We start from the raw sequence: 25,750 nt of genomic DNA, 5'->3' as shown, positions 1-25,750 counted from the left end.
CATGATCGGAATGGACCGCCATACCGGGTTGCCGATCTCGGGCATCGAGCATTTGCGCCAGTCCATTGCCGACATCCTCGGCACGCCGATCGGCTCGCGGGTGATGCTGCCCGAGTACGGCAGCAAGGTGCGCCGCTTCGTCGACCTGCCGGTTAACGCGGGTTGGAAAAGCGCGGTGCAGGCCGAGGCGGCCCGCGCCCTGGGACGCTGGGAAAAACGCCTGAAGCTGGAAAGCATTCAGGTGGTCGCGGTGCTGGATGGGCAAGTGCGCTTTCGCGTGCGGGGCACCTTCGACGATTTGCAGATTGATACGGAGGTGGACGCATGAGCGCTCTGGACCTGGCCAGCCTGCCGGCGCCGATCGTGATCGAGGCGCTGAGCTTTGAGGAGTATTACCAGCAGGCGTTGACCGAGTTTCGCGCACTGATGGGCGACCACTGGACCGCCGCCCTGGAGTCGGACCCGGTGGTCAAGCTGCTGGAACGGGCGGCCTATGAAAAGCTGATGACCCGGGCGCGGATCAACGACGCGGCCAAGGCGCAGATGGTGGCCTTTGCGCGCAAAACCGACCTCGATCACCTGGCGGCCAACTACAACGTCAAGCGCCTGACCGTGATCGAGGCCGACCCCACGGCCGTGCCGCCGATCGAGGCGCAGTATGAAGAAGACGATTCGCTGATGGAGCGCACGTTGCTGGCTTTTGAGGGGATGGCCGTGGCGGGGCCGAGCGGCGCCTATGAGTTTCACGCGCTGTCGGCCGATGGTCGGGTGGCCGATGCCAAGGCCAGCAGCCCGAGCCCGGCCACGGTGCTGGTGAGCGTCCTCAACCGGCTTAACGGTGGCGTCGCCACCGAAGACCTGTTGAGCAACGTCCGCGTGGCGTTGAGCGACGAGACCATTCGCCCGGTCGGCGATCGGGTGCTTGTGCAGTCGGCGGAGTTGATCGATTACGAAATTGAGGCGGTGCTGTATCTGTACCCGGGGCCGGAAAACGAATTGAGCCTGATCGAGGCCAATGCGTCCAAGGACCGTTACATCAACACCCAGCGCCGGTTGGGGCGGGACATTCGGCGCTCGGCGATCTATGCCGCGCTGCATGTGTCACGGGTGCAGCGGGTCGAGTTGATCAAGCCGGCGGCTGACGTGGTGATCGCCGATCACCAGGCGGCCAACTGCGTCAGCTCGGTGGTGACGATCGGGGGCACTGATGAATGATGCCAGCCTGTTGCCGTCCAACCGCACGCTGTTGGAGCAGGCCCTGGCGCAAGTGGGCCTGGAGCACCCGGCGTTGGCCGATGTGCTGCGCGACACCAAGTCGCCGGAAAACTGTTCGCCGAGCATGCTGCCGTGGCTGGCCATTGAGCGCAGCGTGGACCGCTGGGACCCGGAGTGGTCGGAGGATATCAAGCGCAAGGCGGTACGCGCTGCCTACGAGGTGCACAAGCGCAAGGGCACGATCGCGGCGTTGCGCCAGGTGGTCGAGCCGTTTGCTGACATCGTTGATATCGTCGAATGGCATGAACTAGAGCCCATGGGCGAGCCCGGCACGTTCAGCTTGAGCCTGGCGCTGCTAGAAAGCGGCTTGAGCGACAAGGGCATTGCCGAGCTGGAACGGATGATCAACGACACCAAGCCGATCAGCCGGCACTTGGTGGGGCTGGACATCACCTACAGCCCAAGCGGCACCTTTTACCTGGGCGCGGCGCTCTCCTCGGGTGATGAGACGGTGATTTCTTCGGCTGAGTTGTGGGCAGAGGATCTGGAATTTAGCCGTCTGGAAGCGGCGATCAATGACCTCAACTATTTCAGCAATATCGTCTTGCCGGGCCTGATGAGGGCTTGATGAGCAGGTTTGGTAATTGCCAGTGCGCTCCCTGCATTGGCGCGCAGGGCTAATGACATTTAAGTACCAAGGAAATTGCATATGGTAGACCAGGCAGGGCGGTTAGAGACCGCCACGGTGAAAGCAGAAGCGGGCAGTAATATCGTTTACCGGTTTGCCAATGACACAGAGGCGGCGGCTGCGATCCCGACCGGTTCCGGCGATATCCCAAACCTGAAGCAGGTCATTGCGAGCATGCGAGACACGGGCGCTGGCGAGCTTACCGCTCTCCTTGAAAACAACAGGACTATCAGCACATCCGCGCCCAGCACTATCCCTCGGGACGGTGAGGAGTGGTTCGTAGTGGAGAATTAAGCATGGTGGCTTTGCACGTTGCCAAGGACCAGGCCTGGCACAAGGTCAAGGACACCTATGTCGCAAGAAGCGGTCAGTGGGTTAAAGAAAAAGTCCGACTGGTGGGGGTTAACGGTGCCTGGGTGGAAAGTTACAGCGACGAGACGGCTCCGCCAAACGAATTCCTGGATGTGTTCAATCTGAAGTATCGGGCCGGCGGACCACTCCAGGGCGGGTTGGACATCAATGGTTTTGGCCTGACGGACATCGTCACGCCGGAGCCCCGCGTGGGAGCGTTCTACACCTTCAGAGGCAGCCTCAGCGACCATCTTGACAACTTTGCCAAGCTGGAACTGTTCGGGACTGAGCTGCCCTTGCCGACCCTGGAAAATGGCGTGCAAGCCTATGCCTTCGACGCGACCAAACAGCAAGGCGCCCAATTGCCCCTGGACCCGGCTGGGCCCTTCGATTTGCTCGGGTTGATGGGCAACGACGCCGCCGCTGTTGCTGAGCCCCGAGGTAAAAAACACTGGGAAATTGGCGGCAAGATCAAGCCCAAGGCCATGCCGAGCCTGGGGCAGGTTTGCTTTGTGTACTATTCAGGTACGGCCGATCAGCATCTTGCGGTGTGGTTCGATTCCACTGGCACGTTGTACAGCCAATTCAAGAACGGTACGTATGCCAAGGCTCTGCAAATTGCCGACGCCATTACCGTCAACGAGTGGGCGGGGTTTGTATTTCGGCATCGGCCAGCAGGCGAGACCCGATTCCTGGAGTTGCAACTGCATACCGGCGACAGCGCCAGTGTCGAGGCGGATCTGCCGCGCAGTGTTAACGGGACAGTCTACAAGGAGTTCTTGTATTGGAATCCGGCGCCCGATACGCCGATCCAAATTGCCTTTGGCACCAGTCCCGGGGCGATCGGTCCGGCCTCGGAATTCTTTCTGCCGAGCAACACCAGTGCCTCGCTGGCCATCAGCGGCGGTGGGTCTGAGCTGACCAGTGCCTTGATCGCCTACCGGGGGGCCATGCCGTCGGGTGACATGCCGCCCAACACGGGCAAGTATTACATCGAGATTGCCAACCGCACGTCGTATGACGTGCACTTCGGGGTGACCGATGCGGCCATGTCCAACGACGTGACGCCGGGGCAAATTGGCTGGTGCGTCAACACCATCAGCGGCCGTAAGTTTGCCAAGCAGACGGGCGGTGGCACGACGTGGACGTCGACCATCCCAAATAACTCGACCATTGGTTTGCTCTACGATTCGGATCAGGGTCTGTTTCATGTGTACGTGGATGGTGTGCTGCGCGCCGATCCGTTTGTGGCCGGGACCATCACCACCACCGTGCGCTTTATCATCGGTGGGCGAGCGTCTACGGCGACGACGCTGCTGTTTAACCCGAAGATTCAGCTGTCCCCCAGTTTGTGGGCGTACCAGCCAGCCGGCACCATGGCGCCCGTGCCGTTTAAGCAAGTGGAAACCCCGGGAGGGGTGGTGTACACCACGGGCACCTACAAGGACTTTTATGTCCGCAATGCGCCCATGACCGATGCCCGCACCATGGCCGTCTTGGACCCGTCATTGAAATTTGAAGTGGTTTATCACGAGATCGCCACCGGCAACACGTATGTCGTCAATGACAGCATCCTGGTGATGACGGGCGCCAAGGTGACGCTGTCGGTGCCTGACTTGCCTGAGGGTAACTACCTCATCCGCTGCCGTTACAGCGGCTATGCAGAAACCGCGCCTCGGCTGTTCACGATCCGCAAGTTTCAGTATCGCACCACGCCTTTGCACGTTGATTTTCGCACCAGCCCCATCGGCCACATCCGCAAGGAGCTGATGATCGGTCACAAGCAATGGGGCGGGCTCAATGGCGGCATTGTGAGTGACAACGTCGTATTGAATCGCCACACGGGCGAGTGCGAGATTACCGCGCTCGGCGATCAGTACGCCGGCCCCATTAAGGGCGTCGACCGTTTTGGGCTGCCTTCTGGTTTCAACACCCGGATTGGCGGCTGTGTGGTGACACGGGACTACTTCGGCCCCGGCAGCTATCGCATCCTGTGCAAGCCGACGACCCTGCCCGGGGCGTGCAATGCCATCTGGAGTTTCCACTACGAGGAAGGCTACCCCGGCTCGGTGCTGTTCAACCGCCATCTGGCAGACGGCCTGCACACCGCCGGCAATGAAGTGGATGGTTTCTACACGGTGCGCAACCATGAAATCGACATCGAGTTCCCGACGGCGCTGAAGACCAACCCGGATCAGGAGGACGTGGCTTTCACCCATGCCCGGTTTAATACCTGGCTGGGCGAGCAGCGCAACTGGGACGCCAAGTCGCCGGACTACCCGACGTCCGATTCAAACTGGGCACCGGTCCCGGACCCGGAGTACTGGTCGGAGTACACCGATGATTTCGTGGACCATGGGGTGAATTTGGCGGACGGCAACTTTCATGAGTTGCGTTATGACTGGCACTTGGGTGATGACCCACGGGTGGAGTTCTACATTGACGGGGTACTCATGCACACGGTCCGCACGCATGTCCCTGACATTCCAGGCAGGTACTGGGCTGGGCTGTGGTTCCCGAGTGCGAGTACCCACTGGGCGGGGCGTGGCGCCGACTGGGCGCTGCAAACCATGTGCGTGAAGTCCATCGACATCACGCCATTTGCCGAGGAACAAGATCACGCCCGGGCCATCGTTGAGTCGTACCCCAGCGACGTGTTTAGAGACTTCAGGAACATTATTCATCAATAACGGATTTTCGCCTGGAGAAGCAAAGGCCAGTCGCCCTGCTGCAATTTCAGCGGATGCATTCCTGACGCCGGCCGAGTTGCCGGCGTTGTTGTTTTTTTAATAAGGCGGATACATGGCCGAGCAAGATATTTTGTATATCGCGATGTTGACGGATGTTGGTGCGGCGCAACTCGCCAAGTCTGTTGCGAACGGTACAAACTGGAACATCACCCACATGAGCGTGGGTGATGGCAATGGGGTCACGCCAATCCCGTCGAAACTGCAAAAAACACTGATTCACGAAAATCTGCGCTTGCCGTTAAACCGGCTGACGGTTCGCGCGGATCGGCCGGTGATTGTCGCGGAGCTGATCCTGCCGCCCAACGTGGGCGGTTGGTGGGTGCGCGAGGTCGGTTTGCACGACTCGACCGGGGCCTTGGTCGCGGTGGCCAATTACCCCGCCGCCTTCAAGCCGCCCCTGGCCCAAGGGTCGGGGCGCACCCTGGGTATCCGCGTGCAGATCCTGGTCAGCAGCACGGCCAACATCGTGTTGATCGATGACCCATCCCTGGTTATGGCGACCCTCAGCACCGTGCGCGAGGAGATCGCCAAGGGCGAGGCGGGCAGCGCCGTCAAGCTGAAGACCCCCCGCACTATTTCGCTGACGGGGGACGGCACTGGGCAGGCCGTGTTTGACGGCACGGCCAGCCCGACTATCGCCCTGACGCTGGCCGATACAGGGGTTGCGCCGGGAGCCTATAGCAAGGTCACGATCAACGCCAAGGGCCTGGTGACAGGCGGCGGGCCATTGGCGGCGGGGGACATTCCTGCGCTCGATGCCAGCAAGATCACCACCGGCACGTTGAGCCGGCCCACCACCGGCAACGCGGGTAGCGCGACGCAGTGGCAGTCCGGGCGTTACCTGAGCTTTTCCGGGGCCGCCAGTGGCGGGGCCTGGCTCAATGGCGCCACGGACGTCAACGTGCCGCTGACCTTGAACGGCTTTGATGCCAGCAAGGTGATCTCCGGCGCGCTGGCCATGCAGCGCGGTGGCACCGGCGGCTGGGACGCGCCGTCGGCCCGGGCCAGCCTCGGGGCCGCTTCGCCGGCCTTGCTGTGGCACAGCGCCAATGGTTTCTGGTGGGACAAAAACACCGGGCTGTTTGTGCAGTGGGGTGTCGTCCACCTCGGGGATATGCCCGGGGGGATGTGGAATGTGCCGTTCGGCTTCACCTGGGGGTTTGATACGGCGCCTTTTATTGTGCTGCCCGTAATTACCCAGCTGGGTGGCGGCAATGTGGCGGCCGCTACGGTGACGTGTGCCATGAACGAAGGTTCATTGACCACCTCGGGCTTCACCCTGAGTTTCACTGAATATGACGGCAATGTGCAGAACTTCGGCGTGCGCTGGCTCGCCGTGGGCTACCGCTTGAGCCCGATGTAATTCAGGCAATACCCCGTTTCATGCAACCGCCGATGGGCGGTTTTTTCGTTTCTTAGGAGAGCGTTTTTATGAGTGGCTTCTTTCACGGTGTCACGACCAGCCTGGTCGAGTCCGGCGCCCGTACCCTCAGTTTGCCGTCGTCGTCGATCATCGGCCTGGTCGACACCTTCACCCCGGGGCTGGGGTTGGTACAGGACAACGTGCCCACCCTGCTGACCACTCCCCGTGAGGCGGTGGCCGCGTTTGGCGCTGACTCGCCGATCACCAAGGCCGCTCTGACGATTTTTGACCAGGCGTCGGCGGTCATTGTAGCGGTCGGGGTGACGTCCTCGGGCGAGGCGGCGGCGCTGACCAGCGCGGTGATCGGCGGTGTCCAGGTGGACGGTAAGCGTACCGGCCTGCAAGCCCTGCTGGACGGCAAGAGCCTGTTCAACCTTCAGCCACGGCTGATCGTGGCGCCCAAACACAGCGCAACCGAAGCGGTGGCCGTGGCCATGGGCGTGCTGGTGGGCAAGCTGGGCGCGATCGGCATCATCGACGGCCCCGGCACGACCGACGAAGCCGCGATTGCCTACGCCACCGAGCTGAGCGGCAAGCGCCTGTTCCTGGTCGACCCGGGTATCAAACGCTGGAACACCACCACCGAGGCGGAGGAAACCCTGGCAGGCTCGGCCATGGTGGCCGGCCTGTTTGCCCAGACCGATGCGCGCTATGGCTTCTGGTCCTCGCCGTCGAACAAGGAAATTGCCGGCATCACCGGCACTGGCCGCGCCGTGGAGTACCTGGACAACGATCCGTCGTGCCGGGCCAACATCCTCAACAACGCCAATATCACCACCATCATTCGCGACGGCGGTTATCGCCTGTGGGGCAACCGCACCCTGTCCAGCGACGCGAAATGGTCGTTTGTCACCCGTGTGCGCACCGTGGACATGGTCATGGCGGCGATTCAGGCGGGCCACCGCTGGGCGGTCGACCTGGGTATCACCAAGACCTACATCAAGGAAGTGACCGAAGGCCTCAACGCCTTTATGCGCGACCTCAAGGCCCAAGGTGCGGTGATCAACTTCGAGGTCTTTGCCGACCCCGAGCGCAACACCGCGAGCCAGATCGAGCAGGGCAAGGTGGTCTGGTCGATTCGTTTCTCTGATGTGCCACCGGCGGAAAACCCGATCTTTGAAGTCGAGGTAACCAACCAGTGGATGACCGAAGTTCTCGACGTAGCCTAAGGAGGCGCGCACATGATTCCTGAAGTACTGCACAACACCAATATGTTTGTCGGCGGTATCAGCCTGCAAGGCGATGCCCCGAGCCTGAATTTGCCCAAGGTCTCGGTCAAGGTCGAGGAATACCGCGCCGGCGGTATGGATGCGCCGATCGACATGGACATGGGCCTGGAGAAACTGGAGGCCAGCTTTACCACCAACGGCGTGCGTCGCGAGGTGCTGAAGTACTTCGGCGCCTTCGACCAGACCGGTTTTAACGCGGCGTTTCGCGGCTCGTTCAAGGGCCAGAAGGGCACGACCAAGGCGGTGGTGGCCACCCTGCGTGGCGGCCTGCGTGAAGTCGATCCGGGGGAGTGGAAGCCGGGCGAAAAAGCCGAGTTTAAATACGCGGTGTCCGTGACCTATTACAAGCTGGAAATCGACGGCCAGGTGATGTTTGAAATCGACCCGGTTAACTGTGTGCGCGTCATTGATGGCGTGGATCAACTGGCCGCTGAACGCGCCGCCCTGGGCATTTAAGGACTAAGACGATGACGACTGCAAAAAAACTGCCAAGCTGGCTGGAACTGACCGAAGAGGGCGCGAACATCACCTTGCGCAAGGCCTCGGACATCAACCAGGTGAAGGTCCAGCGCGTCAGCTTGCGCGCGCCCACGGTGCTGGATTTGCGCGCCGCCACCCTGCAATCCGGTGGCGATGCGGAAAAGCGCGAAATGATCCTGTTTGCCTCGCTGGCGGAGGCCGGCACCAAGGACATGGAGGCGCTGACGATCGTGGACTACAACCGCATTCAGGCCGGCTATTTTCGCCTGGTCGAGGATGATGAACCTTACCCCTACGACGCTTAAGGCGGTGGCCAAGCGGCTGGCCCGGGAGACCCATTTCTCGGCCAGCGAAATCGAAGCCATGCGGTTCGACCGCATGCTTTGGTGGCTCACGGATTGAGCCTTTCCCTTCGTTACGCGTAACAGGGCATTCCTATGGCAAACAAGATGGCGCTCGGCCTGGTGATCGGCGGCGCGGTCAGCTCGACCGTGGGCGCCGCATTCCGGGACGTGGAAAACCGCGTCAAGACGCTGAGTGACAAGGGCAAAAAGGCGCGGGTGCTGCAAAGCAGCATCGGCGAAACCATGCGCCTGCGCGACGAGTGGAAAAAGGCCCACGACGCGGGCGAAAAAGGCGCCGCCGGGCTGCTGCGACGCCTGGAAAACAACCTCACGGTGTTGCGCAAGGAGGGCATCGAGGTCGGTCGCCTGGCTCGGGAATATGAGCGCCTGGGCCGAGCCGGGCGCAGCGCTGAGTTGCAGGCCAAGGGGCACGGCCAGATTGACCAGGGCAAACAGGCGCTGCGCAATGGCATAGCGCAGGCGACGGTCGGCACCGGCCTGGTGGCGATCCCGATCAAGGTCAGCGCCGATTATCAGGCGATCATTCGGGACATCGCGATCAAGGCCGGGGTGGCCAAGACCGACCAGGAAGCGCAGATGTCACGCCGGGTGATTCAGACCTCGCAAGACGTCGGCATGGGTCGCAACGACGTGGCCGACGTGGTTAACCAACTGGTCGGTGCCGGCATGGAGCTGCGCCAGGCGCTGGAGTTCGCCCCGGTGGCCGCCAAGTTCGTGGTGGGTCAGGGCTCGAACGGGGTCGACACCGCCAAGATGATTTATGCGTTGCAGAGCAACGCCAAGATCACCGACCCCAAGCAGCTGGAAAAGGCTCTGGAGGCGGTGGCCTTCCAAGGCCAGGCGGGCAGCTTTGAGGCCAGCGACATGGCCCGCTGGTTCCCGGAATTGCTGGCCGGCATGCAGAAGCAGGGCATCACCGGCATGGATGCGGTGACGCAACTGGGCTCGATGCTTCAGGTGCAAATGAAGACCGCCGGCAGCGCCGACGAGGCGGCCAACAACCTCAAAAACTGGATGGAGAAAATCGGTTCCGGGGATGTGGTCAAGGCTTACAAAGATGCCGGCATTGATTACCAGAAGTCGCTCAACGACGGTATTCAAAACGGTATGTCGACGCTGGAAGCGAGCTTCGGCCTGGCCAAGAAGTACATCGAAACTACCGACCCGAAAAAGGCGCGGGAAATGGCCGAGGCGACGGCCAAGATCAACAAGGAGACCGACCCGGCCAAGGCCAAGGAAATGCTCGGCAACCTGGAGCAGATGCTGCGCACCGGCGATATTTTCGCGGACATGCAGGTCAAGTCGGCGCTGGCCGCCTACGTGCAGAACAAGGCCTTGTATGACCAGCTGAAAAAGGACGCGGGGAACGCCTCGGGCATCCTCGACAAGAACCTGGCCGAGCGCCGCGATACGTCGTCGCAAAAGTGGAGCGAGGCGCTGCAAGCGGGCAACGATGCGTTGCGCAGCGTGGGTGACGCGATTCGGCCGGCCACCGACGCGCTGGCCAGCGGGTTGACCTCGGCGGCCAAGGGTATCACCAGCATCAGCGATGCGTCGCCGCTGCTGGTCATGGGTCTGACCGGCCTGGGCGCCAGTGCGCTGGCGGCCATGACGGTGCTGAAAACCATCAAGATCGGTCAGGGCGTGTTCAACGTCGGCCGGGGTCGGTTGGGCGCGCGTGACGGCGGGGCCCCGGACGCCGATTCGCCGGCGACGCCAGCCGGCGCACGCCGTGATCCGGTGGACACCGGCCGGACAGTGCTCGATGCCCTGGGCGGGGGCACGCCGGGCGAAGCGGCCGGCGCCGCGCACATTCAAAAGGTGTTTGTGGTCAACGCCGGGGACTTCGGCGGTCCGGGCGCGGGGGGCGGCAGTCGTCGCGCGCCGCGTCGGTCGCGGCGCCCCGGGTCGCCACCGCCACCCCCGGCGGCGCCGTCGTCGTCCGCCGGGTTGGGCTTCAGGGATGTGGTCGGGACGGTCGGCAAGCTGGGCAAGGCGCTCCCGGGCGAGGCGGTGATTGAGGCGGGTATCAAGGCCTTTGAGACGTTCAACACGGCCAAGACCGACGACGAAAAGGGCGAAGGGTACGGCGCCGCCGCCGGCGGTCTGGCGGGGACGATGGCCGGTGCGGCCGCTGGCGCGGCGATCGGTTCGGTGGTGCCCATCCTCGGTACGGCGGTGGGGGGCATGGTCGGGGCCATGCTGGGCGCGATGGGGGGCGAATCGCTGGGGGCGATGTTGGGTAAATCGACGTTCGCCAAGTCGCTGTTGGGCAGTGAGTCGGCGCCGGGGGATGTCGTGCGCTCGATGACGGCGCCGGCGGGCCCGCCGCCACCGCCGTCGCCGCTGTTGCTCAAGCCCGAGATCAAGCCGGCGCCGATCGAGCAGAAAATCACCTTTGCCCCGCATATGCCGATCACGATCGAGGGCGACGTTAAGGACCCGGCGGAGTTGACCCGCCGGTTGGACACGATGCTACAGGACCGATTCCGCGACTTTTCGCGGGAGCTGGAAGACTCGGCCCGCCGGGCCAATGCTCGCCAACTGTACGACAGCCCGCACGTCGGGTAAGGAGGTGCCATGGCCTACATGGATCAGATGCAAAGCACCCTCGGTTATCTAGCGTCGGCTGGTGAGGCGGGGCGGCGCAGCTTGGACGGCATGATGGGGCCGGTCAACGGCGCGATCAGCGAAATCACCGGCGCCGCCTCGGAGCTGGAAAGCCTGCCGATCGTGGGGCCGATCATCGGCGAGAAACTACAACGGGTGATGCGCGGCATCAGCACCGCCCAGGCCAATGTCGGTCGGGTGGTGGCGGTCTACAACCAGGCCACCCGCGCCGTGTCGCAGATCGATGAGCGTTTGGACGTATTGGGCGTGCAGACGGCCCGGGCCAAAAGCGCGATCAACCAGATCGCCGGCAAGCTCAATCCGGCGCTGGGCGGCATCCTGCCCACCAGCGTGTTTGCCCCCAACGAAACGCCGGCGGTGGAGGCGATCAAGGCCTTTCCGCACCTGCTGATTCTCCAGCCGCACAAGACCACCGCGCAGCCGTATTACTTCAACCTGGACACGGCCGCCTTTGACGAGTTGCGCCGGCAAAGCGCGTTCCGCTGGGCGGCTCAAGAGCGGCTGACGCGGCGCCAGGCGCAACAGGCGGTCGGCATCGGCGATGAGAAAATGACCCTCAAGGGCGCGATCTTTCCCGGGCACAAGGGCGGGCTCAAGCAGCTGGACACCCTGCGCAGCATCGGCAACCAGTTGCTGCCGCTGGGGTTGACCACCGGTTACGGGCTGGTCCTGGGCGATTGGTGCCTGACCAGTATCGAGGAAGAACAAAGCGCCCTGTTGCAGGGCGGTATCCCGCGCAAACAAGCCTTTACCCTGGAGTTTGTCCGCTATGGCGAGGACTTGCAGAACCTCTGACGGAGACGTGCTGTACACCCTCTGTCACAACTATTACGGCCACCTGGACGGCAGCGTGGAAGCGGTGCTGGAGGCCAACCCCGGGTTGTCGGTCGAGGTCCAGCCGTATCGCGGCGGGCTGCTGATTGTGCTGCCCGACCTGGCCCGGGCCAGCGATGACCAGGTGATCCAGTTGTGGTCCTAAGCGTTACGCGTAACGACCTGTTGAAATTCCCCAGAGCCCCGCCCAAGTGCGGGGCTTTTTGTTGGAGCCGCCATGACCCCCCTGTTCCGTATCGTTGCCAATGGCAGCGACATTACCCGCCTGATCAACGACCGCCTGCTGTTGCTGCGCACCCTGGACAAGCCCGGCATGGAGTCGGACGAATTCGAGCTGCGCATTGATGACCGTGACAGCGCCGTGTCGCTGCCCGAGCGCGGGGCTAGCATCGAAATCTATTTAGGCTATGCCGAAACCAGCCTGGTGCGCCTGGGGCGTTACACGGTCGACGAGATCGAGCTGTCCGGCCCGCCGGATACCCTGGTGATCCGGGGCAAGGCCAGCGATATGCGCGGCAGTGGCAAGACCACGCGCAGCGGCAGCTGGGAAGGCGTCAGCCTGGCCGCCATCGTGGCCACCGTCGCCCGGCGCAACAGCTGGGAGCCGGCCTGTAGCGTGGGCACGCTCGTGCCCCGGGCGGATCAGCTCGGCGAATCGGATTTTAATTTCATCACCCGCTTGGCCAGGCAGCACGATTGCACCGCCAAGGTGGCGGACGGCAAGTTGCTGGTGATGCCGCGTCAGGGTGGGGTCACGGCCAGCGGCAAGGCCTTTGGCGTCGTGACCATCAGCCGCGCCGACGTCAGCCGCTTTTCATTCCGCCTCGGCGATCGCTCGACCCATAAGGCGGTTAACGCCCAGTACCAGGACCAGGCCACCGGCAAGCTGACGGTTGTCAGCCTGAGCAACCCCGACGCGCCGGCCGGCCTGCCGCCGGTGCATACCGATCGGCATATTCACCCGAACAAGACCGCCGCCGAGCAGGCCGTCAAGGCGCGCCTGGCCGCGTTCAACCGCTCGACCGCCGCCGTGCGCCTGGAAATGCCCGGGCGTACCGACCTGTTTGCCGAGCGGGTGATTAACGCCTCGGGCTTCAAGGTCGGGCTCGATGGTGAGTACCTGGTGGATTCCCTGGAGCAGGTGCTCACCCAGTCCGGCTGGTCGACCACGGTTGAATGCAACGGCGGCAAGCAGGGCAAGGCAAAGGCCAAAGGCAAGAAGCCCACCACGCCGCTGAAGATCGTTTCCCCGCTGTGATCCCCCTTTTTCTCTGACCGCCTACGGGCGGTTTTTTTGTGCCTGGAGTTCATGCAATGGCTTACCCCCCGCTTACCCAACAACACCTGTTGGCCATCCTGCCCAACTGCCGACCGGTGGTCGGTGCGTTCCTGCCAGCGCTCAACCGCGCCATGGCCCGCTTTGATATCAACACCCGGGCGCGCCAGGCGGCGTTTCTGGCGCAGATCGGCCACGAATCGGCGCAGCTGACCAAACTGGCGGAAAGCCTGTACTACAAGGACGCCGAGCGAGTCGCGCAGCTGTTCAAGTACGGCTTTGACCTGAACCATAACGGCCGCGTCGATCCGGTCGAGGTCGAGTTTGCCAAGGGCTATTTGCGCAACTCGGAAAAGCTGGCCAATCGCGTGTATGGCGCTCGTTACGGTAACGGTCCCGAGGCGTCCGGGGATGGTTTCAAGTACCGCGCTCGGGGGTTGATCGGCATCACCTTTCGCGACAACTACCGGCTGTGCGGCCAGGCGCTGAACCTGCCGCTGCTGGAACAGCCCGAGCTGCTGGAGCAACCGGAATACGCGGCGCTGTCGGCAGCCTGGTTCTGGTGGGATCGCGGCTTGAGCGACAAGGCCGACCTCGGGCTGTTCGACGGCATCAGCATCGTGGTCAACGGTGGCGGTAACGGTCGTGCCGAGCGCCGCGAGCTGTGGGCCAAGGCCAAGGCGGTGTTATGCGCCTGATCGACTGGATACCTGCCGGCTATCGCGCCCTGGCGCTAGTACTCGCTCTTGTGCTGCTGGCCGGACTGAGTGCCGGCAGCGCCTGGCAGATACAGGACTGGCGTTATGGTCAGGCGCTGGCCAAGCAGGGCCAGAAGGCCGCCGAGCAGCACGGCCAGCAACTGGCGTTGGTGGTGGCCCAGCTGGAACAGCAGAAGACCGATCGCGGCGCGCTCGAGGCGCGGCTACAGACCAACGACGAAAGCCACTACCAGGAATTACAGCGTGAACAAGCTAATCAGAAACGCCTGCGCGATCGCCTTGCTACTGGCGAACTACGGTTGTCAGTCCTTCTCGCCAGAGGCCACCCCGCCAGTGGTGGTGGGCCAGTGCCAGCCTCCGCCGGGACCGGCGGCGTGGTTCATGGCGCCGCAAGACTCGAACTTGAGCCAGCGCATGCGCAACGAATTATCGGCATCACCGACGACGGCGATGCCGGATTGATTGCGCTGGCGGCCTGTCAGGCCTATGCCAAACAAGTTTCAACACCGAATTGAAAAAGAGCGGCCGGATTGAATGCGTCAACATCCAAACCAGCCGCCGTCCCTGCAGAACGTCCCTGCAAGTCCAGCCAAGGCTCTTGCTCCGTGCACAAAGCGCGGCGAGCCTAACACCTGTTTATTCATACAGTAAAGGTCTTGCACTCAATGTCTACACCTATCATCCCTTGGATGGGTGGCAAACGCCGCCTGGCCGACCGCCTCATTCCGCTTTTTCCGCCACATGAATGCTACGTCGAAGTCTTTGCTGGCGGTGCCGCGCTCTACTTTATGCGTCCTCAGGCCGCGCCCGTTGAAGTCCTCAACGACATCAACGGCGATCTGGTGACGTTGTACCGCGTCGTGCAGAACCACTTGGAAGAATTCGTGCGCCAGTTCAAATGGGCACTCAGCTCCCGGCAGGTGTTCGAGTGGCAGAAAATGACCCGCCCCGAAACGCTCACTGATATCCAGCGGGCGGCTCGATTTTTCTACCTGCAACACCATGCCTTCGCAGGCAAGGTCACCGGGCAGACGTTCGGTACCGCCACCACCGGCCCGGCCATTAACCTGCTTCGGATCGAGGAAAACCTCTCGGCTGCCTGGCAACGTCTATCCGGAACCTACGTCGAAAATCTGCCCTGGCTGGAATGCGCGGAGCGTTATGATCGTGCCCATACCTTCCACTACATGGACCCGCCTTACTGGCAGACCGCTGGGTATGGCGTGGACTTTCCGTTCGAGAACTATGAGCGCATGGCCGACTTTATGCGTCGCTGCAAAGGCAAGGTTATGGTCAGCATCAACGATCATCCAGATATCCGCCGGGTGTTTGATGGTTTTCACTTCGAGACGCTGGACATCCGTTACTGCAACACCAATCTGCGGCAAGGAAAGGCTGAGGTGACTGGCGAATTGATCATCATGAACTGGGATCCTGCAGATTTAGGCGGATTATTTTAGGCTGAGAACTCCTCCTGCTTTAACTTTTATAGATATGAGGCGCCGACGATCTCCGGCTATGAGCGTTGGAGACTAACCGTAATCGGTTACGGTCTGGTTGGCTGAGAGGTATTTTCATGGCATATTGATATTGCGTTAGCAAAAATTAAAAATCACTCGGGAAGATTATATGAAAAAACTATCCTCGCAGGTAAGTCCGATGCGGCTCGTGGCGCTGACATTATTAAGCCTGATTAGCACTTATTGTTCCTCTAACGATGAACCTTTACCTGAAGATACACTGCTTAATAGTCTTCCCGAGTCTGCGCGCATGGTAGTAAAAAAGGCAATGACCCACGTTAATGCCTATGATCGAAATGTTGTGAGTTTCGATGGTCGAACAGTCTATGAGGATATAGTTGGCTCCAGCAATCTATGTTATTCAAAACATTGTGTTAATAAAGAATCGTTTCCATGGCTGTCTTTGATGTATCATCATACCCTGAGTGTAGGGGAGGTTTTTTCGATAGCTTATAGCCCGGCTAGTTCTAGTGATGAGCTTTTTTCTCTAAATGGTTATGTTTTACAATCGGGTGTCAAGACTAAAGATTATCTTGGTTTTCATATTCCTTCGGGCACAAAAAATCAAGCGCCAAGGACAGTGGGTGATTTCAATAAACTGACTAATTACACCTTTCAGTTTATTTATGATGATCCGAAAAAGTTTGAGCTGTATCCGGGGATGGATAAAGAAATCGCGCTTGAAATAGAAATGAAAAAAATTACTGACATGCTTAAGAGTCAGCAGTATGAAGAAGCGTTGCCTCGATTCCGGCGCGTGTTCAAGGCGCTGGATGCGAATAATATGGAGATTGAAGAGGTGCTTGCCTACTACTATGTCTTCACGTTAGATAAAACAGGGCGGAAGAACTCAGCTACAAGTTTGGCAAAAGCTTATCTTGATCAATGGGGTAAAAAAGGTGCGCACTATAGCGAGATGGTTGAGATAGCAAGTAAGCAGTAATCTATGAGTTGATTGCTTTGTAATCAATTTTAATCGTGGCTGGCGTTAAATTCTCTGTTTTGCTGGGGGTGTTATGTTAAGTATGCGATCAATTCGCCACAGTGCTTGCCGTTTGAAGCTGGCTTTATTTTACGGTTCATTCTTGTGCGTAGTTCCTTTTCAGTCACCCTCAGCGGATACACAGATCATCGTTGCCGAGGGAAGCACTGAAACCTGTCACGCTCGTCCTATTGCACTAAATTTGGCTCACACGGGGGCTCTGAATGATGCGCATCGCGAGTGTGAAGCATTAGGTGCCGAATGGAGATTTGGTAAGCTGCAGTTTGCGGGGTACGAGCAATGTAAGCAGTGTGGTAATTCTGGTGAATTTGAATGCAAGGTTACGCAAGCAACCTTTGTATGTAAACGGCCGGATCCAAAGAAAAAAGTTAATAAGGAGTCCGAAGCTAGCAGCACTTCAAGTACGATAAAAAACGCATTTGGAGAGCTTGAGGGTAATAAGTCGGCGTCTACGGCTTCTGCATCGAAAGGGCCGTTCGGTGCGCTAAGCGAGCTAGATGATCTTAATAAGAAAATCAAAGCTCAGCCCGTTAGGATTTTATCTCCTGCGAACGGAGCCACCACGTCCTCGAGGATTATTGATGTGTCAGGGGATACGCAGGGTTATGCCACGAATAGTGTCTTAGATGTGCAGTTTAATGGTGCCAGTCAACAAGTGCTGACATCGAATACCGGTTCGTTTGACACCAAGGTTGCTCTTAAGTCAGGACGAAATGAAATAAAGGTTTGTGTTCGTGAGAAATGTTCAGCAGTGGAAGTGAATGCCGATATCGAAAAGCTTTCACTTATGGCAACGCTTACGTGGGAGGGTGGTAGTGACCTTGATCTGAGAGTCGATACACCGTCCGGGAATACCTGTAATTTTAAGAAGCAGTCTACACGTGGGGAATGCACTCTAGACATTGATGATACCAAAGGGGCACGACCAGAAAATATATCCGTTCCGTTGGAGGCTCCAGCAGGGGAGTATAAGTTTACTGTGATTAATTTTAGCGGCAGGGCGGGTGTGTCCGGTAGGATTCAAACTTACCATAATGACAAGCCATTCATAACTCGAAATTTTATTACCGGTTCTCGCAAAGGCGATGTCGAAGCGACGATTGTAATAACAAAGTGAAATTAAGTTGGCCGGTCTGGTTTTATTAGAGGCAATAGTCTTCGTGGCTCAATCCTCGATAGGGAGTATTAGCGCAGGTCCTTGACTCCTGACATTGCCGATAGCCCGGTCAACCTTGAACCACTCGAACGCCTCGCTCAGCTCGCCTTCGTGAAACACCATCTGCTCGGCGCGTTCCTTGGGCGTCGCCGGGTCCATCCATTCCCGGGCCAGTTCCGGAGATAACGCCACCGGCCGCCGGTCGTGAATGTCGACCATGCCGCCGGCGCTGTCGGCGGTAATGATCACAAAGCCGTCATGCTCACCCGCCTCGTGTTCGCCGATGGGGTACTGGCCAATCGCGGCACAGAGGATGGGTGTCCGGTCGCGGTGACGTATCAAGTAGGGCTGTTTCTTCGGCCCGCCTTCGTAAACCCACTCAAACCAATTGTCGATCGCAATGATCGCGCGGTGCGGCCAGATGGCTTTGAAGAATGGCCCGTGAGCGACTTTCTCCACACGGGCATTGATCGGCGCGGCGCGGTCTTTGGCCCAGTGTGGGCGCCAGCCCCAACGAACCATGTCAGCGCGCAGGTATTCACCATCCCGGTGAAAGAGGGCGAGCTGGGTGGTCGGCGCGGCGTTATAGCGCTCGAAAGGTTGATCGCCGGCATAGTTGAGTAGGGCGTTGGGGATGCTGAGCGCCGCCACAAAGTCGTGAATGCCGCGGTACTGGGAAAGGCGTCCGCACATGGTCGGTTTCTCCTGGTGTACATTCAGGGTAGACCCGTGGTTAAAGACTTCGTTATAAACCCTCGGCCCTAGCACATCGGGCAGTCTTCATGCGGATCGAAGCGATCATGGCCGCTCACAGTTCGACGGCGAAGCCCTTGAGCCCGAGGTGGTCGGCAAACTTGCCGACGGCCGTCAGGCTGGCCCAAGTGCGCATCGCTTCGCGCCGCGAGCGCACCGGCATCCAGCGCGAACCGGCGCCGCCCAGGCGAATCGCCAAACCCCATTTGTCGCCGTGGCGGCTCACCAGCACCTCGCGCACCGCACCGCCCTCGAGCATGGTGCGCAACGCGTCTTCCTGAATCCCGGCGCGCATCAAAACAACCCGGCCTGGATTTTCTGCTGCAGCAGCGTGGCGAGCTCACGACTGGGGTATTGGGGTTCGACGGTGCGAGCTTTGCAGTACGGCGCATGGGTAAAAGCGCCGGCCTGCGTTAGATCCTGGACGTGGTTACACAGCCGACAGCGCACCCGCGAGCCGTCGACTTTCCAGTGTTTGTTCCAGGCGGCCAGCGGCAGGTAGGGCACGGACATTGAAAAGTAGGCCTATGGTGAGGAGCGAAGGTCGCGGAATGCGCGTCACACCACGCACCGGGAGAAGGGTAGACCAGACCCCGCCCCTCTGGCGTCCAACCGGCGCAAAAAAGCCCACCGGAGTGGGCTTAGATGACGGGGGCCATTGAACGAATGTCCCGTTATTCGCAGTGCTGGACTGGCCCTTCCGATTGCGTTGGTGACTTAGCACATTTGGCTTGTTGAGCATGACGACGTTTAACAGAGGTTCACATATGTTGGTCGTAGCCGCTCGTTCCTAGCCCCTCACCACCTTTGTGCTGGTAGATTCCGCGTCCCCTCGCGGGTAGGCGTACCGAATAAATCGGCGGGTACGTTGTCCCCAGAGCTTCACACTGAGCTGTTACCGGCTCCGCATGTCCAGGTAGGAAACGGTTGATGGAACAACCGGTTTCATCAAGAGAAAACTCTCCAGTAAAACAGAAATTCAGACGACCTCAGGTCGCACGGTTCCATTGCTCCTCAAACCCCATTATGTGTAGATTTTTACCTTGAAGTTATTTTTGCTGTGGGTAATTCTCAAGCGGCATGGCTCAAGGCTCGGAATGTGTCGTGGTAAATGGCTAACGAAATTCCATATGGTAGAGTTAAAACTATCGGAAGGAACTGAATTTTAAATGGAGTTGTAAATATGAAGCGTCTAGCTGTGACCTTTTTTTATCTTGGATTGGTTGGGTGTCAGGTTTATACTCCTCCGCCCCCAGAACCACATAAAATGTTAACAGATGAAGAAATATTAAAAGAAAGCGTTGATAGAGTGGCTGGCATACTAAAGGAAAGTGGGGTGCCGCAAGCAGAAATTGATAGTCTTAGTAAGAAGTCTGTTGCGTATGCAAGTATGCCATATAAGCAGCAGCTTCAGTCATTGATAACGCCAGGTGATTTACCATCTAAAAATATGATGGACTTGTTAGAGTCGTCGGTTAATGATTGTGAGTTGCAGCGAAGTTTTATCGGGACGCCCGTGCTGGGTGGAGACAGAGATCGCGAAAGAAATCGAGAGCTAAAGCAAAAGGTATCTAGGTGCTCCTTTGACTCGCAGTCAGTGGTGGGTAACTATTATTATAAAAGTTTCTATAAAAAAAATGGAATAATAAAATCTGAGAAAGCCAAGTATGACGCGGTTAATGACACCTATATAAAGTGGCAATCCTATATGGAAACATTAGTTTCGGCACCAGTTGGAAGTTTAGCTGACTCTTTGGCAGTTGAGGTAAAAGCCTCAATCCGTAAAACCAATCTCATAGTGAAGTGAAGCTGGAAAAATATGCTGGGTAGCGACTGAGCTTAAGTGCACTTTCTGTTCCGTTGCTCCCCAAACCCCAGGCTCAGCTTGTCTCTGCTTGAGGGGAAGCACTCTGCCAGTGTTTGATTTGCATAGGATCGCGTTTTTCGTTGCGATCCTGACTATCAAACGTGCTCTAAAACATTTTCACCCAGCTAGGGTCGAAAGCGGTCTTTACATAAGCGCCCGTCGGCGAGAGCTGATCCCTCGCCGGATTTACCATAAACGCCGTTATGGACGTGCGTGACTGCTGACTTGCGTTTTAGCCTAGCAAACGTCGCATTGACGACAATAAGGTTAGGTTGGATCATTTTTAGTGTGAAGATCCTTTGAAACGCTCCTCTAATATTTGCCGCATTTGTTCTAATTTCCAAATGTTTAGTTTATCTGAGCTCAGACAGGTTGGTAACTTGTTGAAGTTGGGTGCTTTCATGCCAACCAGTTGTCGTATTGAGTCTAGCACAAAGCTTGAAAACCCTCTGATTGGTGGAGCTTCATCGAGCAAAGTTTCATCGGTTCGCAGCCAGCACGCAAGCTCATCAATATTGGTGGCAGAGTATAGAATGGAAACATCTGAGCTTTCTGAACGCTTCAAACGATCTAGATTATTATTCCAAAGTTTCGTGCGATGATGGTTTTTTCGGGCGTTTACAGCTATTGATACAATGCCTATAGCATAAACTAAAGACATGCTAGAAATTAAGCCTATCGTTATGCGGCTTCCAAAGCTTGGTTTTTCAACATTCAATAGATTAATATTAAAATAGGTGCGAGTCACCCAGTCTACTGCATAACCTAGTGGCCATCCAATAATAATAGCTGTCGAAGCTAGAATAATACTACCTACCGTAAATACAAAAAATTTTCGAGGGGTTAGAAGTCGAAGTGCCCAGCTTGCGGCCTCAGAAAAACCAATTTCTTTTCCATATGACCGAACTAGGTACGGACATAGCATTAAGGCATAACTCAAAGTTGCAAATGTTGTAATTGCAAATATTAACCAAAGCATGTTAGAAGATTCGCCTGACAATTTTGTCATGCAAAAAGTCCATATGAATATAAGAAAAAATAGCGGAAAGCTCAAGTCTAGCGCAGTCGGCAAGGATTGGCCGCTTTTGTTCAGGTGCTGAGTAAAACTTGAAGAGGTGCTCATTAATAGATGAGCGGATCGTTCGATTAACGACATGGGGATAGTAATGCGGATCGCTCCCCCTAAACTCTGTATCCACTGGAAATTTCTTCTTATTTTGTTTCCACGAGATACTACAAAATTAGCTCCCATGCTCGCGGGAAGTCTTGCAGCCATTGCTTCTAAACTAAGTTGATCAGCACGATCTCTTGCTATAAGAACTTGATCTGATAGCATCGACAGAACAGAAGTCCGAGTTGATTCCGGTAACCCGGAAGCAAAGGCTGCCAGCTTAAACGCATGTGCACGTTCTGTAACAGTACCATTTTCGAAAGATTCAACTAGATAATTTACTAGGATGTTATGAGGCAACAGGCCTCCTAATCGAAGCACCTCACATCTATCCCAGGTGTCTCCATTTTGCCATCGCGGCTCTAAAAAGTGGTGAACTGCATTGGATAGCGTGATTGGAACATCTTGTAACCTGCGGGCAAGTCCTTCCTGGAGCAGACTAAGAAGAGGAACTGCTATTTCAGCAGTCCAGTTGAAGTACATCAAATGTGATGGAAGAGGGGGGAGGGCGTGTCCCTCTGCCGCCTGATTTGCCGCGCGCTCATCCAGCATCGTGCAAGCGAGATCCAGTAGATTTTTTATCTCTTCTGGCGCTCGCGTCTGTAGCAGAGTGACAGTGTATTCTCTCCAGCGAGGCTCGTTAAGAAGTTCTGCGGCTGAAATAGCTTCGGGATGTCGCGCAAGGTACCGGACAAAAAGTGCTTCTTGATATCGCCGATGGGCGAAAGCGAATCGTCGGTCCCCATGTGCAGCATTAGGTACGTCGGCGCGACCAATTTTGCAATCTACGAGCGCCGATATCATCCGCTCAATAGACTCTCTAGAAAATAGTTGTGTTGGCAATTGGGTTACGATTTGATCAAGAGTCGGCGCGAGGCTCAATGTGTCATCTTCAGCAAACAGTTGTGCCAGACGTTCAGCACCATTAATCAGCTCTTCAACGGTAAATTTATATTTACGCTGTAGATATTCGGGTTCTCGCCTCGCTAATCGCTCGATATGTTGCAAGAGTATGTCGTGGTCGTTGGTAGGTGCGCGTTGTTCGTCCCTTACATATCGGCAAAGTAAAGTTAGGAAAAGTGGTGTTGCGCCGATGCTATTATCCGAATTTGCAAGGTGTTGGCGAACCAGACTCATTTGAGAGGCGTTTAGAAACGAGTTTTGGATTAACTCATCCTGCTTTTGTCCACTCAATGGTAATATGCGCAACTTTTTCCAAGGTAGGGCTTCCGGCCCTTTGAATTCGCGAGATGCTAAAATTCCTTTGCATTCTCCCATGCCCTCAAGGAATTGACGAATTGCTTGTGAATATTGCCGCACTACATTACTTCCGGCTTCAGAATGCAGGACGGCTGGAATTTCGTCGAACGAATCAAACAAAAATAACCAAATGCCTCTATTGCAATAATCGTCCCAGTTCTCCCGGACGAAGGCCGATGTGTCGGCATCGCCTCGACGTATGTTTTCCAAGACGAATTCGCGCACGTCATTGGCAGTGACCGCGCCTATATAATTATTATCCATTTCACGAAGGTTGATATAAAGCGGTACTATAGCGTTCTTGTCGTTTGATTTTCTTCCTTGTTCTGCCAATTGTTTGGCTAAGTGGCGCAATGCAACACTTTTACCCGATCCTGGCTCTCCCACAAGCTGCATTGCGCGCTCGGTGCTTGAGGTGATTGCCTGAATGAGAGAACGTTCTTTGCGCAGTCCAAATGATTTCTTTCTTCGCAGTCGATGCCAGGCCGTCGCGTAATATCCCCCTTCAGTCTCCACTTCGGCTTCAAGGTCCGTGAAATACTGATCATTCCAGTTTTCTGCTTTGGCTAAGTAAGCCAGGTCGGCATCAAGTACTCCACAAAATTGCTTTCTTCGACGTACCCGCGACTTATTGTCCTCGTTTAGCCACATTGGTAAACCGCTTGATTTGTACACCTCGACAAGCTTTACAAGATGCTCTACAGCACTGCCCAAGGCCTTGAACGTAACGGTCGCGACGGCACCTGCGGCAATCAAGACGATCAAAACCAATAATGCCCAATGCCATGCATCTTGAGGTCCACCGGCACTCCAAAGAGCATCGAACACTTTTTCCGCTAACTGCAATGCCTTTTCGGAAAGGTTGGGCGAGTCCGTTGTAGCCGTCATGTCCGTCTTCCTTAGAGTCTTGACCGTATGTTTACGAGAGAGCGCGATGCTACCGGAAAACTTCGTCCTTGCCTTCGTTTAGGTGAACCGTTTGAAAGTGCTCGATGAGCGCAACGCCTTACTGACGAGCACTGGACTTGATCGCCCTTGCCATTGCTTTCGGCTAGCGACTTAGCCTGTTCCGAAAAGCCGTCACTAAAAGTGCAAAAGCGGGGGGGGGGGCTGGCGACGGCTCGGGTAGTAGAGGTGATAACCAGGGAAACAAGGTGTCCAGTCCTACAGCACCCTGACCAAGCGGCTACTGGCCAGATCCTCCTGGACTTTATCTAGAGGTAGAAATGCAAGACCGAACCCGTCGAGGACTGCATCCAATATCATGGTTATGGAATTGAAAGCAGCAGGCCCCCGTTCACTCGAACCTTTAACTCAGGGAGCAGGTCTGAATTTGGCAACGCGATTCCTCCGTGAAGGAAAACGTAGCATCTTGAAAAATGCATGAATGTCTGGATTCGTGGAGGTTGGGCACCAATGCACAAAGGTATTTGACAGTAGCGACAGTGCTCGGGATTGGAGCCGAAAACGGTTACTTAGAATTTGCTACAGGGGTAAGAGAGGAGACAGAATTTAATGATGGGCGAATATTACTGGTACGCGATGGACACTCGGTCCAATCCATCATTGGGCCGGCTTCACTCGGCTTGTAACAGGTCCTGCTCAGCAGGTAGGACGTCGGGGCCTAGAGCTGGAGACGGGGGAATCACTCAGGTGTCATGAGCACCGCGAGTGTCATCTTGATGAACTCCTCATTGCGGTCGATTGTTTCCAGAGCCCCGCGAACGTTGTCGGCGATCTCGGCTGATCCGCGTTGCTCCACCCACTTTGAAAGCTCCAGGATGGCAGCCTCAAGGGCAAGCTGGTTTTCGTTGATCTTGAATAGCAGGGAAGGGAGCAGGTCTGAGTTTGGCATGGCGAATCCTCCGTGAAGAGGTCAGCGTAGCATCCGAAATGCTGTGAAACACGATGTGAAAACGTAGCGGTCGACAGGGCGCAGATGAAGGGAAAACCGGAAAGTTTTGTAACGACACCCGAAAAGTTTTGTAACGCTTTGGGTGTGGTGGAGTTTTCGCCGAACCGCAGAAACGACAAAGCCCTGAAAAATCAGGGCTTTGTCGTATAAAAATGGCGGAGGCGATGGGATTCGAACTCATGGACCTGTTACAGTCGACGGTTTTCAAGACCGTTGCCTTAAACCACTCGGCCACACCTCCGTTTGTGTTGCGGGCGCCATAATACCTGAATGAAACACACTGTCAAACTCTCTCGATAGCTTGTTACAGAGCGTCTGTTATGATCTTTGCGACTGAACGTTTCAAACCAACAGGAGTGTCGCCATGCGCGAACAGGATTACGCAGTTAATAACAGCGTGCAGGCTGAGCAGCTAGAGGTTAGCCGCGTCCTGCGCAACACTTACGGCTTACTCGCACTCACCCTCGCATTCAGCGGCGTGATGGCGTATGTCGCCCAGCAGATGCGGGTCGGTTACCCGAACATTTTTGTGGTGCTGATCGGTTTCTACGGCCTGTTCTTCCTGACCAACAAGCTCCGTGATTCCGCCTGGGGCCTGGTGTCGGCATTTGCCCTGACCGGTTTCATGGGTTTCCTGCTCGGCCCGATCCTCAACCGTTACCTGGGCATGCAGGGCGGTGCCGAAGTCGTCAGCTCGGCCTTCGCGATGACCGCGCTGGTGTTCGGCGGCCTGTCGGCCTATGTGCTGATCTCCCGAAAGGATATGAGTTTCCTCAGTGGCTTCATCACTGCAGGTTTCTTCGTGTTGCTGGGTGCGGTGGTTGCCAGCTTCTTCTTCCAGATCAGCGGCCTGCAACTGGCGATCAGCGCAGGTTTCGTGCTGTTCTCCTCGGTCTGCATTCTGTTCCAGACCAGCGCCATCATCCACGGCGGCGAGCGTAACTACATCATGGCGACCATCAGCCTGTATGTATCGATCTACAACCTGTTCGTCAGCTTGTTGCAGATCTTCGGCATCATGAGCCGCGATGACTGATCGCCGGCCTTGAATAAAAAAACCCGCTCCGGCGGGTTTTTTTATTGTCTTTATAAAGTGTCGCGGGGAACCAGGCTCACAGCGTTATCGTTAATGACCATCGTCGGA

General features: G+C 57.1%; 26 protein-coding genes and 1 tRNA gene. 20 read left to right on the top strand and 7 right to left on the bottom strand.

Going from position 1 to position 25,750, the window contains the following annotated elements:
* The first annotated feature begins 1 nt into the window (after position 1).
* The 18 genes from F8N80_RS01330 to F8N80_RS01245 all read left to right on the top strand — a co-directional run bounded on the left by F8N80_RS01330 (position 2) and on the right by F8N80_RS01245 (position 17,601).
* Complete coding sequence (locus F8N80_RS01330) at positions 2-328, top strand: GPW/gp25 family protein (protein ID WP_150783035.1); 327 nt, start codon at positions 2-4, stop codon at positions 326-328.
* Positions 325-1,215, top strand: coding sequence for a baseplate assembly protein (locus F8N80_RS01325; RefSeq protein WP_150783034.1), 891 nt, complete (start codon positions 325-327; stop codon positions 1,213-1,215). The genes F8N80_RS01330 and F8N80_RS01325 overlap by 4 nt, the downstream gene beginning before the upstream one ends.
* Positions 1,208-1,843: a phage tail protein I gene (locus tag F8N80_RS01320; RefSeq protein ID WP_150783033.1), complete on the top strand. Its 636-nt coding sequence runs from the start codon at positions 1,208-1,210 to the stop codon at positions 1,841-1,843. Before F8N80_RS01325 ends, F8N80_RS01320 begins: the two co-directional genes overlap by 8 nt.
* An 81-nt stretch (positions 1,844-1,924) precedes the next feature.
* Complete coding sequence (locus tag F8N80_RS01315) at positions 1,925-2,197, top strand: hypothetical protein (protein ID WP_150783032.1); 273 nt, start codon at positions 1,925-1,927, stop codon at positions 2,195-2,197.
* Between the two features lie 2 nt (positions 2,198-2,199).
* Positions 2,200-4,944 carry a glycoside hydrolase family 16 protein gene (locus F8N80_RS01310; RefSeq protein ID WP_150783031.1) on the top strand — a complete coding sequence of 915 codons (2,745 nt, stop codon included), beginning with the start codon at positions 2,200-2,202 and terminating at the stop codon, positions 4,942-4,944.
* A gap of 112 nt (positions 4,945-5,056) precedes the next feature.
* Positions 5,057-6,367 (top strand): phage tail protein, encoded by a 1,311-nt coding sequence (locus tag F8N80_RS01305; protein ID WP_150783030.1) that lies wholly within the window; start codon positions 5,057-5,059, stop codon positions 6,365-6,367.
* A gap of 68 nt (positions 6,368-6,435) precedes the next feature.
* Positions 6,436-7,596, top strand: a complete 1,161-nt coding sequence (locus tag F8N80_RS01300) for a phage tail sheath subtilisin-like domain-containing protein (RefSeq protein WP_150783029.1) — start codon at positions 6,436-6,438, stop codon at positions 7,594-7,596.
* Between the two features lie 12 nt (positions 7,597-7,608).
* Positions 7,609-8,112, top strand: coding sequence for a phage major tail tube protein (locus F8N80_RS01295; protein WP_150783028.1), 504 nt, complete (start codon positions 7,609-7,611; stop codon positions 8,110-8,112).
* A gap of 11 nt (positions 8,113-8,123) precedes the next feature.
* Positions 8,124-8,441 (top strand): phage tail assembly protein, encoded by a 318-nt coding sequence (locus F8N80_RS01290; RefSeq protein WP_150783027.1) that lies wholly within the window; start codon positions 8,124-8,126, stop codon positions 8,439-8,441.
* Between the two features lie 132 nt (positions 8,442-8,573).
* The gene (locus tag F8N80_RS01285; protein WP_150783026.1) at positions 8,574-11,072 is read left to right on the top strand and encodes a phage tail tape measure protein; all 2,499 of its coding nucleotides are present in this window, start codon (positions 8,574-8,576) and stop codon (positions 11,070-11,072) included.
* A 9-nt stretch (positions 11,073-11,081) separates the two neighbouring features.
* A complete protein-coding gene (locus F8N80_RS01280; protein ID WP_150783025.1) occupies positions 11,082-11,927 on the top strand; it encodes a phage tail protein in 846 nt (281 codons plus the stop codon).
* On the top strand, positions 11,902-12,111 hold the full coding sequence (locus F8N80_RS01275; RefSeq protein WP_150783024.1) for a tail protein X: 210 nt from the start codon (positions 11,902-11,904) through the stop codon (positions 12,109-12,111). Before F8N80_RS01280 ends, F8N80_RS01275 begins: the two co-directional genes overlap by 26 nt.
* Positions 12,112-12,183: 72 nt before the next feature.
* Positions 12,184-13,224, top strand: a complete 1,041-nt coding sequence (locus F8N80_RS01270) for a phage late control D family protein (RefSeq protein ID WP_150783023.1) — start codon at positions 12,184-12,186, stop codon at positions 13,222-13,224.
* A 56-nt stretch (positions 13,225-13,280) separates the two neighbouring features.
* Positions 13,281-13,940: a glycoside hydrolase family 19 protein gene (locus F8N80_RS01265; RefSeq protein WP_150783022.1), complete on the top strand. Its 660-nt coding sequence runs from the start codon at positions 13,281-13,283 to the stop codon at positions 13,938-13,940.
* Positions 13,931-14,476 (top strand): lysis system i-spanin subunit Rz, encoded by a 546-nt coding sequence (locus F8N80_RS01260; protein ID WP_150783021.1) that lies wholly within the window; start codon positions 13,931-13,933, stop codon positions 14,474-14,476. Before F8N80_RS01265 ends, F8N80_RS01260 begins: the two co-directional genes overlap by 10 nt.
* 150 nt (positions 14,477-14,626) lie before the next feature.
* Positions 14,627-15,421: a DNA adenine methylase gene (locus F8N80_RS01255; RefSeq protein WP_150783020.1), complete on the top strand. Its 795-nt coding sequence runs from the start codon at positions 14,627-14,629 to the stop codon at positions 15,419-15,421.
* Positions 15,422-15,590: 169 nt separating this feature from the next.
* Positions 15,591-16,424 carry a hypothetical protein gene (locus F8N80_RS01250; RefSeq protein WP_150783019.1) on the top strand — a complete coding sequence of 278 codons (834 nt, stop codon included), beginning with the start codon at positions 15,591-15,593 and terminating at the stop codon, positions 16,422-16,424.
* A 112-nt stretch (positions 16,425-16,536) separates the two neighbouring features.
* Entirely contained in the window at positions 16,537-17,601 is a 1,065-nt protein-coding gene (locus F8N80_RS01245; RefSeq protein WP_150783018.1) for a hypothetical protein, read from the top strand.
* A gap of 48 nt (positions 17,602-17,649) precedes the next feature.
* On the opposite strand, the gene F8N80_RS01240 is transcribed toward F8N80_RS01245, so the two are convergent.
* From F8N80_RS01240 to F8N80_RS01230, 3 genes are all read right to left on the bottom strand, one after another.
* Positions 17,650-18,333: an SOS response-associated peptidase family protein gene (locus F8N80_RS01240; protein ID WP_150783017.1), complete on the bottom strand. Its 684-nt coding sequence runs from the start codon at positions 18,331-18,333 to the stop codon at positions 17,650-17,652.
* Positions 18,334-18,448: 115 nt separating this feature from the next.
* Positions 18,449-18,688, bottom strand: coding sequence for a hypothetical protein (locus F8N80_RS01235; protein ID WP_150783016.1), 240 nt, complete (start codon positions 18,686-18,688; stop codon positions 18,449-18,451).
* The gene (locus F8N80_RS01230; RefSeq protein ID WP_150783015.1) at positions 18,688-18,906 is read right to left on the bottom strand and encodes a hypothetical protein; all 219 of its coding nucleotides are present in this window, start codon (positions 18,904-18,906) and stop codon (positions 18,688-18,690) included. The genes F8N80_RS01235 and F8N80_RS01230 overlap by 1 nt, the downstream gene beginning before the upstream one ends.
* A gap of 670 nt (positions 18,907-19,576) precedes the next feature.
* Between F8N80_RS01230 and F8N80_RS01225 the strand changes: the two genes are divergently transcribed.
* Positions 19,577-20,200, top strand: a complete 624-nt coding sequence (locus F8N80_RS01225; RefSeq protein ID WP_150783014.1) for a hypothetical protein — start codon at positions 19,577-19,579, stop codon at positions 20,198-20,200.
* Between the two features lie 343 nt (positions 20,201-20,543).
* Here the strand turns inward: F8N80_RS01225 and F8N80_RS01220 are convergent, their stop codons facing one another.
* From F8N80_RS01220 to F8N80_RS01205, 4 genes are all read right to left on the bottom strand, one after another.
* The gene (locus F8N80_RS01220; RefSeq protein WP_150783013.1) at positions 20,544-23,579 is read right to left on the bottom strand and encodes an NACHT domain-containing protein; all 3,036 of its coding nucleotides are present in this window, start codon (positions 23,577-23,579) and stop codon (positions 20,544-20,546) included.
* A gap of 276 nt (positions 23,580-23,855) precedes the next feature.
* Positions 23,856-23,957 (bottom strand): hypothetical protein, encoded by a 102-nt coding sequence (locus F8N80_RS32070; RefSeq protein ID WP_191632836.1) that lies wholly within the window; start codon positions 23,955-23,957, stop codon positions 23,856-23,858.
* A 379-nt stretch (positions 23,958-24,336) separates the two neighbouring features.
* Positions 24,337-24,546 carry a hypothetical protein gene (locus F8N80_RS01210; RefSeq protein ID WP_150783012.1) on the bottom strand — a complete coding sequence of 70 codons (210 nt, stop codon included), beginning with the start codon at positions 24,544-24,546 and terminating at the stop codon, positions 24,337-24,339.
* A gap of 213 nt (positions 24,547-24,759) precedes the next feature.
* A tRNA-Ser gene (locus tag F8N80_RS01205) sits at positions 24,760-24,847 on the bottom strand.
* 123 nt (positions 24,848-24,970) lie between these two features.
* On the opposite strand from F8N80_RS01205, the gene F8N80_RS01200 reads away from it, so the two are divergent.
* The gene (locus F8N80_RS01200) at positions 24,971-25,642 is read left to right on the top strand and encodes a Bax inhibitor-1/YccA family protein (RefSeq protein WP_150748592.1); all 672 of its coding nucleotides are present in this window, start codon (positions 24,971-24,973) and stop codon (positions 25,640-25,642) included.
* Positions 25,643-25,750: the final 108 nt, after the last annotated feature.

This window comes from Pseudomonas fluorescens (assembly GCF_902497995.1).
In the GTDB taxonomy this organism is placed as follows: domain Bacteria; phylum Pseudomonadota; class Gammaproteobacteria; order Pseudomonadales; family Pseudomonadaceae; genus Aquipseudomonas; species Aquipseudomonas fluorescens_BK.
Note: the sequence above shows the minus strand (reverse complement) of the source record. Positions and strands in the feature narration are given on the sequence as shown.

What these genes read in the sequence shown, in the direction of transcription:
- F8N80_RS01325 (WP_150783034.1), top strand. Translation starts at nt 325, where the DNA reads ATGAGCGCTCTGGACCTGGCCAGCCTGCCGGCGCCGATCGTGATCGAG.
- F8N80_RS01250 (WP_150783019.1), top strand. Translation starts at nt 15,591, where the DNA reads ATGAAAAAACTATCCTCGCAGGTAAGTCCGATGCGGCTCGTGGCGCTG.
- F8N80_RS01300 (WP_150783029.1), top strand. Translation starts at nt 6,436, where the DNA reads ATGAGTGGCTTCTTTCACGGTGTCACGACCAGCCTGGTCGAGTCCGGC.
- F8N80_RS01255 (WP_150783020.1), top strand. Translation starts at nt 14,627, where the DNA reads ATGTCTACACCTATCATCCCTTGGATGGGTGGCAAACGCCGCCTGGCC.
- F8N80_RS01320 (WP_150783033.1), top strand. Translation starts at nt 1,208, where the DNA reads ATGAATGATGCCAGCCTGTTGCCGTCCAACCGCACGCTGTTGGAGCAG.
- F8N80_RS01330 (WP_150783035.1), top strand. Translation starts at nt 2, where the DNA reads ATGATCGGAATGGACCGCCATACCGGGTTGCCGATCTCGGGCATCGAG.
- F8N80_RS01265 (WP_150783022.1), top strand. Translation starts at nt 13,281, where the DNA reads ATGGCTTACCCCCCGCTTACCCAACAACACCTGTTGGCCATCCTGCCC.
- F8N80_RS01290 (WP_150783027.1), top strand. Translation starts at nt 8,124, where the DNA reads ATGACGACTGCAAAAAAACTGCCAAGCTGGCTGGAACTGACCGAAGAG.
- F8N80_RS32070 (WP_191632836.1), bottom strand. Translation starts at nt 23,957, where the DNA reads ATGATATTGGATGCAGTCCTCGACGGGTTCGGTCTTGCATTTCTACCT.
- F8N80_RS01270 (WP_150783023.1), top strand. Translation starts at nt 12,184, where the DNA reads ATGACCCCCCTGTTCCGTATCGTTGCCAATGGCAGCGACATTACCCGC.
- F8N80_RS01275 (WP_150783024.1), top strand. Translation starts at nt 11,902, where the DNA reads ATGGCGAGGACTTGCAGAACCTCTGACGGAGACGTGCTGTACACCCTC.
- F8N80_RS01280 (WP_150783025.1), top strand. Translation starts at nt 11,082, where the DNA reads ATGGCCTACATGGATCAGATGCAAAGCACCCTCGGTTATCTAGCGTCG.
- F8N80_RS01315 (WP_150783032.1), top strand. Translation starts at nt 1,925, where the DNA reads ATGGTAGACCAGGCAGGGCGGTTAGAGACCGCCACGGTGAAAGCAGAA.
- F8N80_RS01295 (WP_150783028.1), top strand. Translation starts at nt 7,609, where the DNA reads ATGATTCCTGAAGTACTGCACAACACCAATATGTTTGTCGGCGGTATC.
- F8N80_RS01240 (WP_150783017.1), bottom strand. Translation starts at nt 18,333, where the DNA reads ATGTGCGGACGCCTTTCCCAGTACCGCGGCATTCACGACTTTGTGGCG.
- F8N80_RS01235 (WP_150783016.1), bottom strand. Translation starts at nt 18,688, where the DNA reads ATGCGCGCCGGGATTCAGGAAGACGCGTTGCGCACCATGCTCGAGGGC.
- F8N80_RS01200 (WP_150748592.1), top strand. Translation starts at nt 24,971, where the DNA reads ATGCGCGAACAGGATTACGCAGTTAATAACAGCGTGCAGGCTGAGCAG.
- F8N80_RS01225 (WP_150783014.1), top strand. Translation starts at nt 19,577, where the DNA reads ATGAAGCGTCTAGCTGTGACCTTTTTTTATCTTGGATTGGTTGGGTGT.
- F8N80_RS01210 (WP_150783012.1), bottom strand. Translation starts at nt 24,546, where the DNA reads ATGCCAAACTCAGACCTGCTCCCTTCCCTGCTATTCAAGATCAACGAA.
- F8N80_RS01305 (WP_150783030.1), top strand. Translation starts at nt 5,057, where the DNA reads ATGGCCGAGCAAGATATTTTGTATATCGCGATGTTGACGGATGTTGGT.
- F8N80_RS01230 (WP_150783015.1), bottom strand. Translation starts at nt 18,906, where the DNA reads ATGTCCGTGCCCTACCTGCCGCTGGCCGCCTGGAACAAACACTGGAAA.
- F8N80_RS01310 (WP_150783031.1), top strand. Translation starts at nt 2,200, where the DNA reads ATGGTGGCTTTGCACGTTGCCAAGGACCAGGCCTGGCACAAGGTCAAG.
- F8N80_RS01220 (WP_150783013.1), bottom strand. Translation starts at nt 23,579, where the DNA reads ATGACGGCTACAACGGACTCGCCCAACCTTTCCGAAAAGGCATTGCAG.
- F8N80_RS01260 (WP_150783021.1), top strand. Translation starts at nt 13,931, where the DNA reads ATGCGCCTGATCGACTGGATACCTGCCGGCTATCGCGCCCTGGCGCTA.
- F8N80_RS01285 (WP_150783026.1), top strand. Translation starts at nt 8,574, where the DNA reads ATGGCAAACAAGATGGCGCTCGGCCTGGTGATCGGCGGCGCGGTCAGC.